General features: G+C 65.7%; 12 protein-coding genes. 7 read left to right on the plus strand and 5 right to left on the minus strand.

Features of this window, described 5'->3' with window-relative positions; all coding sequences use genetic code 11:
• The first annotated feature begins 24 nt into the window (after positions 1-24).
• From hglS to MAB_RS18520, 6 genes are all read left to right on the plus strand, one after another.
• Positions 25-1,332, plus strand: coding sequence for a 2-oxoadipate dioxygenase/decarboxylase (hglS, locus tag MAB_RS18495; RefSeq protein WP_005094377.1), 1,308 nt, complete (start codon positions 25-27; stop codon positions 1,330-1,332).
• Positions 1,329-2,891: an L-piperidine-6-carboxylate dehydrogenase gene (gene amaB, locus MAB_RS18500; RefSeq protein ID WP_005111953.1), complete on the plus strand. Its 1,563-nt coding sequence runs from the start codon at positions 1,329-1,331 to the stop codon at positions 2,889-2,891. The genes hglS and amaB overlap by 4 nt, the downstream gene beginning before the upstream one ends.
• A gap of 69 nt (positions 2,892-2,960) precedes the next feature.
• Entirely contained in the window at positions 2,961-3,641 is a 681-nt protein-coding gene (locus MAB_RS18505; RefSeq protein WP_005111954.1) for a TetR/AcrR family transcriptional regulator, read from the plus strand.
• Between the two features lie 29 nt (positions 3,642-3,670).
• Positions 3,671-8,224 carry an ATP-dependent helicase gene (locus MAB_RS18510; protein ID WP_005111955.1) on the plus strand — a complete coding sequence of 1,518 codons (4,554 nt, stop codon included), beginning with the start codon at positions 3,671-3,673 and terminating at the stop codon, positions 8,222-8,224.
• Positions 8,221-8,643 carry a VOC family protein gene (locus MAB_RS18515; protein ID WP_005080756.1) on the plus strand — a complete coding sequence of 141 codons (423 nt, stop codon included), beginning with the start codon at positions 8,221-8,223 and terminating at the stop codon, positions 8,641-8,643. Before MAB_RS18510 ends, MAB_RS18515 begins: the two co-directional genes overlap by 4 nt.
• Positions 8,640-9,275, plus strand: coding sequence for a pyridoxamine 5'-phosphate oxidase family protein (locus tag MAB_RS18520; protein WP_005080755.1), 636 nt, complete (start codon positions 8,640-8,642; stop codon positions 9,273-9,275). The genes MAB_RS18515 and MAB_RS18520 overlap by 4 nt, the downstream gene beginning before the upstream one ends.
• Here the strand turns inward: MAB_RS18520 and MAB_RS18525 are convergent.
• The 3 genes from MAB_RS18525 to MAB_RS18535 all read right to left on the minus strand — a co-directional run bounded on the left by MAB_RS18525 (position 9,241) and on the right by MAB_RS18535 (position 13,455).
• Positions 9,241-10,095, minus strand: a complete 855-nt coding sequence (locus MAB_RS18525) for a pseudouridine synthase (protein WP_005130360.1) — start codon at positions 10,093-10,095, stop codon at positions 9,241-9,243. The two genes, MAB_RS18520 and MAB_RS18525, sit on opposite strands and share 35 nt — an antisense overlap.
• A 44-nt stretch (positions 10,096-10,139) precedes the next feature.
• The gene (locus tag MAB_RS18530) at positions 10,140-11,921 is read right to left on the minus strand and encodes a glycerol-3-phosphate dehydrogenase/oxidase (protein ID WP_005080751.1); all 1,782 of its coding nucleotides are present in this window, start codon (positions 11,919-11,921) and stop codon (positions 10,140-10,142) included.
• Between the two features lie 118 nt (positions 11,922-12,039).
• Entirely contained in the window at positions 12,040-13,455 is a 1,416-nt protein-coding gene (locus MAB_RS18535; protein WP_005080749.1) for an NAD(P)H-quinone dehydrogenase, read from the minus strand.
• 106 nt (positions 13,456-13,561) lie between these two features.
• On the opposite strand from MAB_RS18535, the gene MAB_RS18540 reads away from it, so the two are divergent.
• The gene (locus tag MAB_RS18540) at positions 13,562-14,038 is read left to right on the plus strand and encodes a gamma-glutamylcyclotransferase family protein (RefSeq protein ID WP_005056145.1); all 477 of its coding nucleotides are present in this window, start codon (positions 13,562-13,564) and stop codon (positions 14,036-14,038) included.
• Here MAB_RS18540 and MAB_RS18545 read toward each other — a convergent pair.
• The gene (locus tag MAB_RS18545) at positions 14,035-15,219 is read right to left on the minus strand and encodes a M20 family metallopeptidase (protein ID WP_005080747.1); all 1,185 of its coding nucleotides are present in this window, start codon (positions 15,217-15,219) and stop codon (positions 14,035-14,037) included. The two genes, MAB_RS18540 and MAB_RS18545, sit on opposite strands and share 4 nt — an antisense overlap.
• Entirely contained in the window at positions 15,216-16,421 is a 1,206-nt protein-coding gene (locus MAB_RS18550) for a M20 family metallopeptidase (RefSeq protein ID WP_005088379.1), read from the minus strand. The genes MAB_RS18545 and MAB_RS18550 overlap by 4 nt, the downstream gene beginning before the upstream one ends.
• Between the last annotated feature and the right edge of the window lie 12 nt (positions 16,422-16,433).

A 16,433-nucleotide genomic window follows, 5' to 3' on the forward strand; every position in this document is an offset into this window, starting at 1 on the left:
CGCCTCAACTCAGGGACGAATTCGATGACCGCCCTGGTGCAGCGCTGGGAGCTCCGCGCCCGCTTCGCCGGGGCGCTCTCGCAGATGTACGGGACAGAGGTTCCCGCGTACAACACCTTGGTGGAGGTGAGCACCGCGGTAAACCAGACTTACGCCACAACGCATCCGGATGCCGAGCGTCTCGGGTCCATCCAGCGTGTGACCGCGGAACGCCATGGGGCGATTCGGGTGGGCAGCCCCCGCGAACTGGCTGCCGTTGCCGATCTATTCGAGGCGTTCGGGATGTATCCCGTCGACTTCTATGACTTGCGTGATGCCGCGTCGCCCGTGCCGGTGGTCTCCACCGCATTCCGGCCGATCGATGAAAATGAGCTGGCGCTCAACCCCTTCCGGGTATTCACGTCGATGCTGGCCACCGCCGATCGCCGTTTCTTCGACCCGGACTTGCGTGGGCGGGTGGAGAATTTCGTGAGACAACGAGAGCTGTTCGACCCGGCGCTGCTCGCCCACGCACGGCTGATCAGCGCAGCGGGCGGCTCCACGCCGGCACAGGCCGATGACTTCATCGCAGAGGCTGTCAACGCCTTCGCATTGTCGTCGGCGCCCATCGACCGCGCTTGGTACGACGAACTTTCCGCGGTTTCCCCGGTCGCCGCTGATATCGCTGGGGTGGCCCGCACACATATCAACCACCTCACCCCGCGGGTGCTCGATATCGATGATCTCTACCGCCGAATGACCGCACGCGGCGTCACCATGATCGAGGCGATCCAGGGCCCACCCCGCTGGCACGGGCCCGAGGTCCTGCTGCGGCAGACATCGTTCCGGGCATTGGCTGAGCCGCGATGTTTCCGCATGAGTGACGGTTCGGTGGGAAGCGACACGCTGCGGGTGCGATTCGGCGAGGTCGAGGCCCGGGGCATTGCGCTCACTCCCGCGGGCCGCGGTCGCTACGACGACGCCGTGGCCGCCATCGACACCGCTCAGGCAGATCCCGAACAGGCCGCGTCCATGTGGGCCAGCTATTTTCCTGACACCGAGGCCGGACTCGATGAGCAGGGACTCGCATACTTCCGCACCGAAATGGCCCCCGGAGGACAAATCGTGCGCAGCCCCATCGTGTACGAGGACTTCCTGCCACGCTCAGCCGCCGGCATCTTCCGGTCAAACCTCGATGGCGACGGCGCATATGGAGACGGTGCCGATGAATCGGTCACCGCCTACTCGAAGGAATGGATGTCCGGCGCCATCGGCCGGGAGATCCACGATCCATATGCGCTGTACGCCGCTATCGCCGCACAATCCGATCTCACGACAGGAGCGACCCGATGACCACGACACTGCCTGCCCCCTCCCCTGGCGTACTGCCATCGGCCGACGAATTGCGCACCAGGGCGCAGAACGCACTCCGCTGGATCGGTGCGGACGTGGAACTCAACACCGAACCGCCTGTCGGGGACCAAGGCGTCACCGTCCGCACTCCCATCACCGGTGACACGCTCTTCATCCTCACCGCGAGTTCGAAAGACGATGTCGACACGGCAATAGCCGAAGCTGCCCAGGCATTTTCGCAATGGCGCACCACCCCCGGGCCCATACGCGGCGCGTTGGTGGCCCGTCTAGGTGAGCTGCTGGTCGAGCACAAAAAGGATCTGGCCGAGTTGGTCACCATCGAGGCCGGGAAGATCGTCTCCGAGGCCCTCGGCGAGGTACAGGAGATGATCGACATCTGCCAGTTCGCAGTCGGGCTCTCCCGGCAGCTGTACGGCAAGACCATGGCCTCCGAGCGCGCGGGACATCGCCTCATGGAGTCCTGGCATCCGCTCGGCGTTGTCGGCGTCATCTCCGCATTCAACTTCCCCGTCGCCGTCTGGTCGTGGAACACCGCGATCGCCCTGGTTTGCGGTGACACGGTGGTGTGGAAGCCCTCCGAGCTGACGCCGTTGACTGCTGTTGCCTGCCAGGCACTTTTGGACCGTGCGGCCGCCGACGTGGGGGCACCACCGCAGGTCAGCCGATTGATCCAGGGCGGCCGCGAGGTGGGTGAGCAACTCGTCGACGATCCGCGCATCGCGCTGGTGAGCGCTACCGGCTCGGTGCGGATGGGCCAGCAGGTCGGCCCGCGGGTGGCCGCCCGCTTCGGCCGGTCGCTGCTCGAATTGGGCGGCAATAACGCCGCGATCGTCACTCCGTCGGCCGACTTGGACCTCGCGGTGCGGGGCATTGTGTTCTCCGCTGCGGGAACCGCGGGCCAACGGTGTACCACACTGCGACGATTGATCGTTCACCGTTCCATTGCCGACGGATTGGTCGAACGCATCGTCCATGCCTATGGTCAGCTACCGGTGGGCAGCCCCTTCGACGAGCAGACCCTGATAGGCCCACTGATCAACGACAAGGCGTTCCGCGATATGCAGGACGCGCTGGAAACCGCTCGTGCACAAGGCGGAACCGTGGTCGGTGGCGAACGCCGCGAGCTGGGTGACGGTTCGTTTTATGTCACCCCTGCCGTGGTCCGGATGCCCGAGCAGAGTGACGTCGTGCACCGGGAAACCTTCGCCCCCATCTTGTATGTCCTCGACTACGACACGCTCGACGAGGCGATTGCACTGAACAACGCAGTGCCCCAGGGACTTTCCTCAGCGATCTTCACCCTTGACATGCGTGAGGCCGAACGCTTCCTGGCCGCTGACGGATCCGACTGTGGAATCGCGAACGTCAACATCGGTACCTCGGGAGCCGAGATCGGCGGAGCGTTCGGTGGAGAGAAGGAAACCGGCGGTGGCCGCGAGTCGGGATCCGATTCCTGGAAGGCCTACATGCGACGCGTCACCAACACCGTCAACTACTCGACGGAACTGCCGTTGGCCCAAGGAGTTCACTTCGGCTGATCGGCAAGCAGATCGGCGGGCTAACCGATCTCGCCAAGTCCGGCGCGGTCGACTAGTAAAATCGTGGGGATGACCGACGACTCCGATGCAGTTCGCCCGAGCGGCGCATCGCCTCGTCGTCGGCTCACTCCAGAAGATCGCCGCGCCGAGCTCCTCGACTTCGGCACCCAGCTATTTGGTGAGCGTCACTATGACGACGTCCGCATGGACGAGGTAGCTGAACAGGCCGGTGTCTCGCGGGCGCTGCTGTACCGCTACTTCCCCGACAAGCGCGCGTTCTACACGGCAGTCATGCAGGCCGAGTACGACAGGCTCTATGACGCCACGATCTCACTCGACATGGACCAAACGCTTTCCGGTTTCGAGCGGCTGCGGCGCACTCTGCTGGTCTACCTGCATTACCAGGAAGAACATCCCTTCGCGCCCGTGACGGTCTTCCGGATGATCGATTCGGCCGACCCCACGGTGATGGCCATCGAGCAGCAGGAATACGACAAGCAGACCGATCGCATCATGGCCGTCGTCGATCATGTGGCCGGTGACGAGATGACGCCGGCGCTGGTGACCGACCTGAAGGTGGTCATTCGGGCCTGGCTGGCCTTCAACCAGGAATTGGCCCGGCAGCGCGCCCTCAACCCCGAACTGGATGTCGATTGGCTCGCCGATACCTCCGCGCACGCCATGATCGATGCGGTGCGCCGGATGCCGAACATCCCGCAGGCGGTGGTCGACCTCATGGGCGCTGATTAATTGTCGGTCCCTCTTGGCACGATGACCTGATGAGCAGCGAGCCCGGTCCACTCGCCCGGTTCTCGGCGCCCACCCGGGAATGGTTCACCGAATCATTCCCGACGCCCACGCGGGCACAGTCCGGCGCGTGGCAGTCCATCGCCAACGGCGATAACACCCTCGTCATCGCGCCCACCGGGTCCGGCAAGACCCTCGCGGCATTCCTGTGGGCCATCGACACCCTGGTGCAGGAGAAGGAGGCCGAGGCTGCGGCTGAATCTCGCCGACTTCGCGGGTCCAGGGTCCTGTACGTGTCGCCGCTCAAGGCACTTGCCGTTGACGTCGAGCGGAACCTGCGCGCCCCGCTGGCCGGCATTGCCCGCACCGCGGCACGGATGGGCCTCCCCGAACCAGCCATCACTATCGGCGTGCGATCCGGCGATACGCCCGCGCAGCGCCGCCGCACGTTGATCTCCTCACCCCCGGACATTCTCATCACCACACCCGAGTCGCTCTACTTGATGCTGACCTCCGCCGCACGCGAGACCCTGGACACGGTGCGGACCGTCATTGTCGACGAGGTGCACGCGGTGGCCGGCACCAAGCGGGGGGCGCATCTGGCGCTCTCACTGGAGCGCCTGGACGAACGGCTTTCTCAGCCGGCACAACGAATTGGCCTTTCGGCGACGGTGAAGCCCGCCGCAGAAGTCGCGCGGTTTCTGTCCGGCCGCGCCCCCGCCACTGTTGTCGCTCCGGCGAGCCCCAAGACCTTCGATCTGTCGGTCGTCGTGCCCGTCTCCGATATGAGTGCTCCGGAAAGTTTTCCGGAGCCGGAAGCCAGCCCTGATTCGACTCGGGGCGGCGCGACCTCCCTGTGGCCTCATGTCGAGCAACGCATCGTCGATCTCATCGAGGCGCACCGGTCGAGCATCGTCTTCGCCAACTCACGCCGCCTCGCTGAGCGGCTTACCGCCCGGTTCAATGAGATTCACGCTGAGCGGCTCGGCCTCGACCTCACTCCCATGCCCAATCCCGACGTACCGGGAGGGCCGCCGGCGCACATCATGGGCAGTGGCCAGACCTACGGCGCGGCTCCCTTGCTGGCGAGGGCACATCACGGCTCGGTAAGCAAGGAACAGCGCGCCGACATCGAAGATGATCTGAAGACCGGGCGGCTCAAATGCGTGGTGGCCACCAGCAGCCTGGAACTCGGGATCGATATGGGCGCCGTGGATCTGGTGGTGCAAGTGGAGGCGCCGCCGTCGGTGGCCAGTGGACTGCAGCGGATCGGCCGCGCCGGGCACCAGGTGGGCGAGGTGTCTCGGGGTGTGCTGTTCCCCAAGCACCGCACCGATTTGTTGGGCTGCGCGGTCACCGTGCGACGCATGCTCGACGGCGATATCGAGACGCTGCAGGTGCCCGCCAACCCGCTCGACATCCTGGCCCAGCACACGGTGGCAGCGTGTGCTCTCGAATCCATGGATGTCGAGAAGTGGTTCGATGTGGTCAGACGAAGCGCCCCCTTCACCTCCTTACCGCGCAGCGCATTTGATGCGGTTCTCGACCTACTCAGCGGCAAGTACCCCTCTACCGATTTCGCCGAGTTACGACCGCGCGTCGTATACGACAGAGACGAAGGAACACTCACCGGACGGCCCGGCGCGCAACGGCTGGCAGTCACCTCCGGAGGTGCGATACCCGATCGCGGTTTGTTCACGGTATATATGTATGCGGGCGCCGAGGGCGAGAAGCCTTCGCGGGTAGGCGAACTCGACGAGGAAATGGTTTACGAATCACGGCCAGGAGACGTGATTTCGCTGGGCGCGACCAGCTGGCGTATTACCGAGATCACGCATGAGCGGGTGGTGGTGGTCCCGGCATTCGGCCAGCCGGGCCGACTGCCCTTCTGGCGCGGCGACTCGGTAGGACGCCCCGCCGAGCTCGGCATCGCGCTGGGCCAACTCACCGGTGAGCTGGCCTCCGCGCGCGATGCCGAGTTTGACAAGCGCTGCGCCGCGATGGGATTCGACGACTTTGCGACGGGTAACCTACGTACGCTATTGACCGATCAGCTGCGGTCGACGGGCGCCGTCCCCACCGATACCACGCTGATCGTCGAGCGGTTCCGCGACGAGCTTGGCGACTGGCGCATCGTGCTGCACTGCCCCTATGGGCTACGGGTCAACGGCCCGCTGGCGCTGGCGATCTCTGACCGGCTCCAGCAGCGCTACGGCGTCAGCGAGTCACCCACCGCCACCGACGACGGCATCGTGGTGCGTCTGCCCGATACCGATGACAGCCCACCCGGGGCAGATCTTTTCGTCTTCGACGCCGCGGAGATCGAGTCGATCGTGACACGGGAGGTCGGCGGGTCGGCATTGTTCGCCGCACGGTTCCGCGAATGCGCGGCGCGCGCCCTGCTGCTGCCCCGCCGCACACCCGGACGCCGATCGCCGCTGTGGCAGCAGCGGCAGCGGGCCGCCCAACTGCTGGACGTCGCGCGTAAACATTCCGATTTCCCGATGGTCCTGGAGGCATTGCGCGAATGCCTGCAAGACGTGTACGACATCAGCACCCTGGTGCGATTGATGTCGGGTATCGAGCAACGGAGAATCCGGATCGTCGAGGTACAGACCGACACGCCCTCACCCTTCGCTGCCGCCCAATTATTCAGCTACATCGGCGGGTTCATGTACGACGAGGATCGTCCGCTGGCCGAGCGCCGTGCGGCGGCCCTCTCGCTGGACACCAATCTGCTGGCCGAGCTCATGGGCCGCGTGGAACTGCGTGAGCTGCTCGACCCGGCGGTCATCGACGCCACCGAACGCCAACTGCAGCACCTCGCCGAAGAGCGCAAGGCCCGCGACGCCGAAGCCCTGGCCGATCTGTTCCGGCTACTCGGCCCCCTGACCGCCGAAGAGATCGCACAGCGCTGCGCCGGGCCCGGAGCCGCCTGGCTGGATGAGCTCGTCTCCGCGCGGAGGGTGGTCGGGACAAGCTACGGACAACGCAGCTGGTGGGCGGCAGTGGAGGACGTGGCGCGTTTACGTGACGCGCTCGGGGTCCCGGTGCCTCCCGGTGTGCCGGCGGCATTCACCGACGCGGCCACCGATCCGTTAGCAGAACTGCTGAGTCGATACGCCCGAACGCATGGCCCGTTCACCACCGGAGAGGCCGCGCAACGTTTCGGCCTGGGGGTGCGCGTGGCCGCGGACACGCTCTCGGCAATGGCGGCGCGCGGCCAGCTGGTGCGCGGTGAATTCACCTCTGATGCGACAGATTCCGAGCAGTGGTGCGATGCGGAGGTGCTTCGTATTCTGCGCAGGCGGTCCCTGGCCGCGCTGCGCGCACAGGTGGAGCCGGTCAGCACCTCGGCGTTCGCGCGGTTCCTGCCCGATTGGCAGTACCTGGATTCGAATCTGCGGGGCATCGACGGAGTGGCCACCGTGATCGAGCAGCTCGCCGGCGTGCCGATTCCCGCGTCGGCGTGGGAGCCGCTGATCCTGGCACGACGCATCCGTGACTACTCACCCCAGATGCTCGACGAGCTGCTGGCCTCGGGCGAAGCGGTGTGGTCGGGACAGGGCTCCATCTCGGCACAGGATGGCTGGATCGCGCTGCACCCGAGTGGCGTTGCGCCCGCCACGCTAGCCGCTGCCGAAACGGTGATACTCGATGACGCCCATCGAGCGATCCTGAACTGCCTCACTGCGGGCGGCGGGTACTTCTTCCGCCAGTTCGGTTCGGATGCTACGAGAGCAGCGCTATGGGACTTGGTGTGGGCCGGGCAAGTGACCGGAGATACCTTCGCACCGGTGCGGGCGCTGCTGGGCACCAGCACCACATCGCGCACCGCGCACCGAAACCGGCGAGCACCGAGGCTGCGCGCCTACACCCCGATCACCACCGCGGCGCCCGTTGATCCCGCAGTCGCCGGACGCTGGTCGATGCTTCCCGAGAGGCTCACCGGCGGTACCGAACGTTCACACATACAGGCCGAGCTGCTGTTGGGCAGATACGGCGTGGTGACCAAGGGTAGCGTCGTCGCCGAGAGTGTCGCGGGCGGCTTCGCCTGGCTGTACAAGGTTCTTTCGACATTCGAGGACAACGGGCGCTGTCGCCGCGGCTATTTCGTCGAATCGCTGGGCGGCGCGCAGTTCGCCTCTCCCGCCACCGTCGACAGGCTTCGTGAGTACCTCGATCCCGTTGATGACGCACGCAAGCCGTATCGGGCAACAGTGCTGGCCGCGACCGATCCGGCCAATCCCTATGGCGCGGCACTGGTGTGGCCGCGGGCGACATCCGAGTCCGGTCACCGTCCGGGCAGGAAAGCAGGGGCTCTTGCGGTGCTTGTCGACGGCGACCTCGCCCTCTACATCGAGCGGGGCGGTAAGTCGCTGCTGAGCTTCGTGATCGACCCCACGGTGCTACACGCCGCGGCATTGGGCACCATGGAGTTGGTGCGCGACGGCGGACTCGATGGTCTGGTGATCGAAAGAATCGACGGCAGATCGGTCTTCGATATCGGCGATTCCGCGGTCGTCGCGGCACTGATGGAGGCCGGATTCGCCCGGACGCCGAGAGGATTAAGGATTCGCCGATGAACGGGCCGCGCGAAGAGCAGACAGCGGCGTTGCAGGTGACCCGCTTCGACCACATCGTGATCAACTGCAGGGATGTCGATATCACCGCGGCCTGGTACGAGCGGGTCCTTGGCATGTCCCGGGAAACCTTCGGCCCCGCGGCACGTACCGCCCTCACGTTCGGCATGCAAAAGATCAACCTGCGGCCCATCGCGGCAACACAGGACGAGTGGTTCACCGGCGTCGCGGCGGCGGCCGGCTCTGACGACCTGTGTTTCATCACCGGTGCCGCACCCGCCCAAGTACGCGCGCATCTCGAGGCGTGCGGAGTCCCGATCGAGCAGGGCCCGGTAACCAAGATCGGCGCGCTGGGCGAGATGACCTCTCATTACTGCCGCGATCCCGACGGAAATCTCATCGAGATTGCGGTGTATCCGTGATCAACAACCATTACCACCACCTTGCTTTCGGCCCCGACGCGATCGAGCGGCAACGGGTCAATGGCAGCTACGTCGCCTACGGTACGCATCTGGAGCGGCCCGACGACGGTCCGGACGAGCTGAGCGCGCGGGAACTACGGATGATCGCCGACGCAACACAGTTCTGTCTAGGCACGGTGACCCCGACAGGCTGGCCGTACCTGCAATATCGCAGTGGGCCGGCCGGCTTCGTGCGCCACCTCGGCGGCAACACCCTGCGGTTCGTGGACCTGCCGGGCAACAACCAATTCGTGACACTGGGGAACCTCTCGACAGACGATCGGCTGGCGATGTTCTTCGTCGACTACCCGCGCAAGCAGCGCCTCAAGGTCTTCGGCCGTGGCAGTGTGCACGAGGGTGAGCGCCGCGAGATCGAAGTGGGGGTGGAGGCATTTGACTGGAACTGCTCCCGCAGCATCATTCCCCGGTACGACCAGCAGTACCTCAGCGAACTCGGCAAGGCCTATCAGGACAAAGCCGCCGCCCGCGAGGCCGAGCTCACCGCCGAAATCGAGCGGCTACGGGCACGAGTGGCCGAACTCGAACAACGCGGACCTGTCACTGCCCTAGCGCCCGGCCGGACTCGTACCTAACGTCCTTGCCATTCAACGGGTCCCGGAACGCCAAGGTGCGCGCCAACAGCTGCAGGGGACGCGTGAAGTCATCGGGCGGCACCTCGACGACATCCGGATAAAGCGGGTCGTTGAGTATCGGGACACCCATGCTGTTCATGTGCACGCGCAATTGATGTGTTTGGCCGGTGCTAGGAGTCAGGCGATATCTGCCCACCGCGTGATGGCGGTCCACCAGCTCGACGCGCGTCTCGGCGTTCGCCGGCCCCGGTTCCTCCACTGCCTGAAGAATGCTGCGCCGCTTGACGATCCTGCTGCGCACCGTCAGCGGCAGGGATAGTCCGGGCTTGACCGGGGCCAACGCCTCATAGATTTTCACGACTTGCCGCTGCGCGAACAACGAGTGATACGCCGCGCGCGCGTCGCGGCGCACGGTGAACAGCAGCACGCCCGCGGTGAGACGGTCCAGCCGATGCGCGGGTGCCAGCTCCGGCAGATCCAGCATCTTGCGCAACCGCACCAGCGCCGTCTCGGTCACGTGGCGCCCACGCGGCATGGTGGCAAGAAAATGCGGCTTGTCGACCACCAGGACATTCTCGTCCCAATGCAATACATCGATGGCAAAAGGTACGGAAATCTCTTCGGCCGGTTCGCGATACGTGTACACCACCGCACCGGCGGGCAGCCGGGTGCCGGCGGTGACGCGCATACCCGCGGAATCGACCACCTCGCCGCGGTCCACCTGATCGACGGCGGCCGGACCGAATCGGGCCACCAGCTCGTCAACCACTCGTCCGCCGTCGTGAAGCCGTATTCGCACCGGCCCCAAACCGTCTCGCACCGGTAGCGGTGGCTCAGGAGCCCTGCGTCTGGGGCTCACGCGACCTACTTGGTGGCGGGCGAGAGCACGGTACCTGTTTCGGTCACCGGCTCGACGATGAACGACCGAGCTTCGGGCGCGGCTACTCGCAGCGCGTCCGCCGAGGCGTCGTCAGGCTGACGCTGTGAGCGCACTTCGGCATCGACCCGCGCCCGATACGTATCCACCTCACGCACGATGTCCTCTGCCGACCACCCCAGCACGGGTGCCACCAGCTCGGCGACTTCCTGGGCACAATCGACGCCGCGATGCGGGTATTCGATGGCGATACGCATGCGCCTGGCCAGAATGTCCTCCAGGTGCAGAGCGCCCTCTGCCGCCACCGCATAGCGCGCCTCAACCTTCAAATACATGGGCGCCTTGGTAATCGGTTGCAGCAGGCTGTGGTCCGTGCCCGCACAGGCAAGCACCTCGCCGATCAACGAACCGTACCGGTCCAGTAGATGCCGCACGCGGTAGGGATGCAGACCGTAGGTCTCCCCCACATGCTCGGTCTGGTTGATCAGCGCGAAGTATCCGTCGGCACCCAGCAGCGGCACCTTCTCCGTGATGGAGGGAGCCACCCGTGCCGGCACGAATTCGCTTGCCATGTCTACGGCATCGGACGCCATCACTCGATACGTGGTGTACTTGCCGCCCGCGATGGCCACCAGGCCAGGAGCCGCCACGGCGACCGCGTGCTCGCGAGACAGCTTGGACGTGTCGTCGTTCTCGCCCGCCAGCAGTGGCCGCAGCCCTGCGTACACCCCGTCGATATCGTTGTGCGTCAACGGTGTTGCCAGCACGGTGTTCACATGGTCCAGGATGTAGTCGATGTCCACCTTGGTGGCAGCGGGATGTGCCAGGTCCAGATTCCACTCGGTGTCGGTGGTTCCGATGATCCAGTGGTTGCCCCACGGAATCACGAACAGCACGGATTTCTCGGTACGCAGGATGATCGCGACCTCGCTGACGATTCTGTCGCGCGGCACCACGATATGCACGCCCTTGGATGCCGTGACCCGGAAACGCCCTCGTGTCTTGGACAGCGCCTGGATCTCATCGGTCCATACTCCGGTCGCATTGATGACGACATGCCCGCGAACCTCGGTTTCGGCGCCGCTCTCCGTATCCCGGACCAGCACACCGGTGACACGGTCACCCTCACGCAGCAGCGAGACCACCTGTGTGGAGGCGCGCACCACCGCGCCATAGTGGGCGGCCGTACGTGCCACGGTCATGGTGTGACGGGCGTCGTCGACCACCGTGTCGTAATACCGGATCCCGCCGATGAGTGAATTCCGCTTGAGCCCCGGTGCCAGCCGCAGCGCGCCCGCACGGGTCAGATGCTTTTGGGCAGGAACAGATTTCGCACCACCCATCTGGTCGTACAGGAAAATACCCGCCGCCACGTACGGCCGCTCCCACCACCTGCTGGTCAACGGGAACAGGAACGGCAGCGGCTTGACCAGGTGCGGTGCCAGCGTCGAGAGGGACAGCTCCCGCTCGCGCAACGCCTCCTGCACCAATCCGAATTCGAGCTGCTCCAGGTAGCGCAGCCCGCCGTGGAACATCTTCGACGAGCGGCTCGAGGTTCCCGACGCAAAGTCGCGAGCCTCTACCAGCGCGACCTTGAGGCCACGGGTCGCCGCGTCCAGCGCCGAACCGGCACCCACGACACCGCCGCCGATGACGATCACATCGAACTGCTCGGATCCCAGGCGCTCCCAATTCAGTGAACGAGCTTCGGGCCCAAGAAACGTATATGTGGGTCCACTCGATCCCGACGGGCTGGTTGCGTCACTCACGACTACTCCCTTCCACGCCCTCTATCGGGGCCCCGGAGTTCCTTCCAGACAGCCACGTTACCGGCCCGGTAGCGCTCCCGTCAGTGATGCACGCCGCTGTGGCGCAAATCGCCGAAGGTCAGTCCAGGTCGTCGTGGGCGATCAGCTGGCGCGCCGCCTCCGTCACCGATCCCGACAAGGACGGATAGACCGACAGGGTCTGCGCGAGGTCATTCACCGAAAGCAGATTCTGCACCGCGATGGCGATGGGCAGGATCAGCTCGGAGGCATTCGCGGCCACCACCACCCCGCCGATCACCACACCGGTGGCCGGGCGGCAGAAGATCTTCACGAAACCGCGCCGCAGGCCCGACATCTTGGCCCGCGGGTTGGTGTGCAGCGGAAGAGTGACCGTGCGGGCGGGCACGTCGCCGTTGTCGATGGCGGCCTGGGAGACTCCCACGGCGGCGATCTCCGGACGGGTAAATACTGCGGCAGCAACGGTTTTCAACCTAATGGGCTGGACCGCGTCGCCGAGCGCGTGATACATGGCGATGCGGCCCTGCATGGCAGCGACCGATGCCAGCGGCAGCAGCCCCGTGCAGTCACCCGCGGCGTAGATTCCGGCCACCGAGGTGCGCGACACCCGATCGACGGTGAGATAACCGCCGGGGCCGAGCGTGATGCCCACCCGCTCCAGGCCCAGGCCCGCGGTGTTCGGAATGGATCCGACCGTCATCAGCACATGGCTGCCGTCGACCACCCGGCCGTCGGCCATGGAGACCCGCACGCCGGTGTCCGTTCTCGCAACCGAGTCGGCCCGGGCGTTCTTGACGAGCGTCACACCGCGCTCGGCCAGCGTGTCTTCCAGGACCAGGGCAGCATCCTCGTCCTCGTGCGGCAACACGCGATCGCGGCTGGCCACGACGGTGACCTGAACCCCAAGCTCGGTGTAGGCGTGCACGAACTCGGCGCCCGTGACACCCGAGCCCACCACGATGAGATGTTCGGGCAGTTCATCCAGGTCGTAGAGCTGGCGCCAGGTGAGAATGCGCTCACCATCGGGGCGGGCGTGGGGCAACACACGTGGACTGGCACCTGTGGCGATGAGCACCACATCGGCCTCCAGGATGGTGCTGGTGCCATCCGGCGCGGTTGCCTTGACCCGGTGAAATGCCATCCCGACCACGTGATCGACCAGTTCCGCGCGCCCGGCGATCAGGTGTACCCCGGCGCTGCGCAGCCGCTCGGCGATATCCGCGGACTGCTCGGAGGCGAGGCGCTTGACGCGACTGTGGATCTGCGGCAGCGAAATCTTGGCGTGCTCCACATCGATGTCAAAGCCCAGGTTGGGCGCGCGCCGCAGGTCGGTGCGCACACCCGTCGAGGCGATGAACGTCTTGGACGGCACGCAGTCGAACAGCACGCACGCGCCACCGATCCCGTCCGAGTCGATCACCGTCACCTCGGTGGTGCTTCGCTCATGAGCCGCGGCCACGAGTGCCGCCTCGTATCCCGCTGGTCCTCCGCCAATGATCACGATGCGCGTAGCCACGCAAATAACCTACAAGCACTCCCAGGCCCCGGCTCGCCATCCCGAGAGCAGGTTCTTAGCCCGAGTGGCTCATCGCCTCGGATCGACGACCACTAGAGTTGCCCCCGTGCCGCTCTACGCCGCCTATGGCTCCAACATGCATCCCGAGCAGATGTTGCAGCGCGCGCCGCACTCCCCGATGGCCGGCACGGGCTGGCTGCACGGCTGGCGGCTGACCTTCGGCGGGGAGGACATCGGCTGGGAGGGTGCATTGGCCACCGTGGTGCAAGACCCCCATTCGAAGGTCTTCGTGGTGCTCTACGACATGACCAGCGCTGACGAGAAGAACCTCGACCGCTGGGAGGGTTCCGAACTCGGTATCCACACCAAGATTCGTTGCCGGATCGACCGGGAATCATCCGACACCACCACCGACCCGGTACTTGCCTGGCTGTACGTCGTCAACGCCTACGAGGGTGGCCTGCCGTCCGCCCGGTATCTGGGCGTAATGGCCGACGCCGCGGAAATCGCAGGCGCCCCAGAGGATTACGTGCACGGATTGCGCACCCGCGCCTCCCGTAATATCGGCCCGGGAACCAGCTAGACCGGGTTCTGGATCGCGCTCTGCTCGACGAGATTGACCAGTGTCCGCACCCCCACCCCCAGGGCGCGTTCGTCGATATCGAAGTTGGGCTGGTGGATATCGAGCTGCGGGCCGGATCCCGACCACACCCCCAGCCGCGCCATCGCGCCCGGCACCTCCTCCAGATACCAGGAAAAGTCCTCGCCTCCACCGGACTGCGTGGTCTCGGCGAGTGCGTCCAGCCCGATGTCCTGAATCGCCCGCACGAAAATATGAGTGGATTCGGCCTCGTTGATGACGGGCGGAACACCACGCCGATAGTTGAGGGTGTAGTCGATGCGCAGCGGCGCCAGCAGCCCGGCGATCACATCGCGGACAGTGTCCTCCAGCGTGATCCACACATCACGGCTACCGGTACGCACCGTGCCCGCCAATGAGCCGATCTGCGGAATCGCATTGGCGGCCTGGCCTGCGTTGACCGCACCCCACACCATGACGGTGCCCGCCCTGGGGTCGATCCGGCGGCTCAACACCCCCGGCAATCCCGTGATGACGGTGCCGAGCCCGTACACCAGGTCGGCTGTCAGATGCGGCCGAGAGGTGTGCCCGCCCGGGGAATGCAGGGTGATCTCGACGGTGTCCGCGGCCGACGTGATGGCTCCTGCCCGGATCGCCACCTTGCCCACCTCTAGGCGTGGATCACAATGCAAGGCAAAGATTCTCGTGACGCCCGCCATCGCGCCGGCGGCCACCACGTCGATGGCGCCGCCGGGCATGACCTCTTCGGCGGGCTGGAAGATCAGGCGCACCCCCGACGGCAGCGACGGCGCCGAATTGAGCGCCATGGCAGCGCCCAGCAGGATCGCGGTGTGCGCGTCGTGCCCACAGGCATGCGCGACATTCGGCACCGTCGACGAATACGCCGCACCGGTTCGCTCCTGCATCGGCAGGGCATCCATGTCAGCCCGCAGGGCCACCCGGGGCCCGTCCTCAGGCCCGAAGTCGCAGGTGACACCGGTACCACCGGGCAAGACCTTCGGATTGAGACCGGCCTCAGCCAACCGCGCGGCCACATATTCGGTGGTGGCATGCTCCTGGCGCGCCAACTCAGGATGTTCGTGGATGTGCCGGCGCCACCGGACCAGCGCGTCGGTGTTCTCGGCGAGCCACTGCTCGGCTACCGCTGACAGGGACTCGCTCATACCTTCACCGTCCTGCGTGCCAGCCGATCCAGCACCCTGGACCGCTCGGATTCATCCTCGGCCAGCCGTATCACGGTGCGCGCCAACATCTTCGCTCCCTCGACCACAGCCCGGTCGGCACCCGGCTCCCTGGCTGCCTTTTCGAAATCGGGCTGATGAATAACCGCCCCACCCGAATCGATGCCGATAACCGGGTGAATGCCGGGCAACACCTGCGTGACGTTGCCCATATCGGTGCTGCCCAGCGGCACCGTGGCCTCGAACTCGGCCGGCACCGGCGTACGGCCGAAGGATTCCATCTCCTCGCGGAACACCGCCACCAGCCACGGATCCGGTGTCAGCTCCAGATACGGGGGCGAGGATTCGACGAGTTCATGACTGCAACCGGTCGCCATGGCGCCCGCCGCGAAGCAGGCATAGACCTTTTCCTCCAGCTCGCGCAGGGAAGCAGTTTCGACGGCACGCATCGTGTACTGCATCGCGGCTCGGCCCGGAATGATGTTGGCCGCCTCGCCGCCCTCGGTGACGATGCCGTGGATCAGCTGTCCGGGTGAGAGGTGCTGACGCAACAGACCGATCGAGACCTGAGCGACGGTGACCGCATCGGCGGCGTTGATGCCGAGTTGAGGCGCCACCGCGGCGTGTGACTCCTTGCCGTGGTAGGTCACCATCACATCGGTCAGCGCAAGCGATCGGGCGCCGGCGATGTCGATGGGCCCGGGATGCAGCATCACCGCAGCCGCGACATCGTCAAAGGCGCCCGCCTTGAGTAGAAGCGCCTTACCGCCGCCGAATTCCTCGGCCGGTGTACCGATGACCACCACGGTGAGTCCGAGGGCATCGGCGACTTCGGCCAGCCCCAGACCGGTGCCCACGGCAGAGGCCGCGATGATGTTGTGCCCGCAGGCGTGGCCGATCCCGGGTAGCGCGTCATACTCGGCGCAAACTCCGATGACCAGTGGACCATGGCCATAAGTGGCCCGGAAGGCGGTATCCATACCGCCTTGACCGGTGACGATCTCAAAACCGCGCTCGGCGAGCAGCCGCTGGGTCTTCAGGGCACTGCGAACCTCCTGAAACGCCAGTTCGGGTTCGGAATGGATGTCATGTGATAGCGCAACCAGATCCGTCGCCGCGGCATCGACGACCGCGCTGGCGGTCTCGGCGTGCGCGGTGGACGACGCTCCGGTGGTCAAGGGCATTAGATGAGTATC

The sequence above is a fragment of the Mycobacteroides abscessus ATCC 19977 genome, assembly GCF_000069185.1.
Taxonomy (GTDB): domain Bacteria; phylum Actinomycetota; class Actinomycetes; order Mycobacteriales; family Mycobacteriaceae; genus Mycobacterium; species Mycobacterium abscessus.

Coding starts and splice junctions, on each gene's coding strand:
- hglS (WP_005094377.1), top strand. CDS start 25: ATGACCGCCCTGGTGCAGCGCTGGGAGCTCCGCGCCCGCTTCGCCGGG.
- amaB (WP_005111953.1), top strand. CDS start 1,329: ATGACCACGACACTGCCTGCCCCCTCCCCTGGCGTACTGCCATCGGCC.
- MAB_RS18505 (WP_005111954.1), top strand. CDS start 2,961: ATGACCGACGACTCCGATGCAGTTCGCCCGAGCGGCGCATCGCCTCGT.
- MAB_RS18510 (WP_005111955.1), top strand. CDS start 3,671: ATGAGCAGCGAGCCCGGTCCACTCGCCCGGTTCTCGGCGCCCACCCGG.
- MAB_RS18515 (WP_005080756.1), top strand. CDS start 8,221: ATGAACGGGCCGCGCGAAGAGCAGACAGCGGCGTTGCAGGTGACCCGC.
- MAB_RS18545 (WP_005080747.1), bottom strand. CDS start 15,219: ATGAGCGAGTCCCTGTCAGCGGTAGCCGAGCAGTGGCTCGCCGAGAAC.
- MAB_RS18550 (WP_005088379.1), bottom strand. CDS start 16,421: ATGCCCTTGACCACCGGAGCGTCGTCCACCGCGCACGCCGAGACCGCC.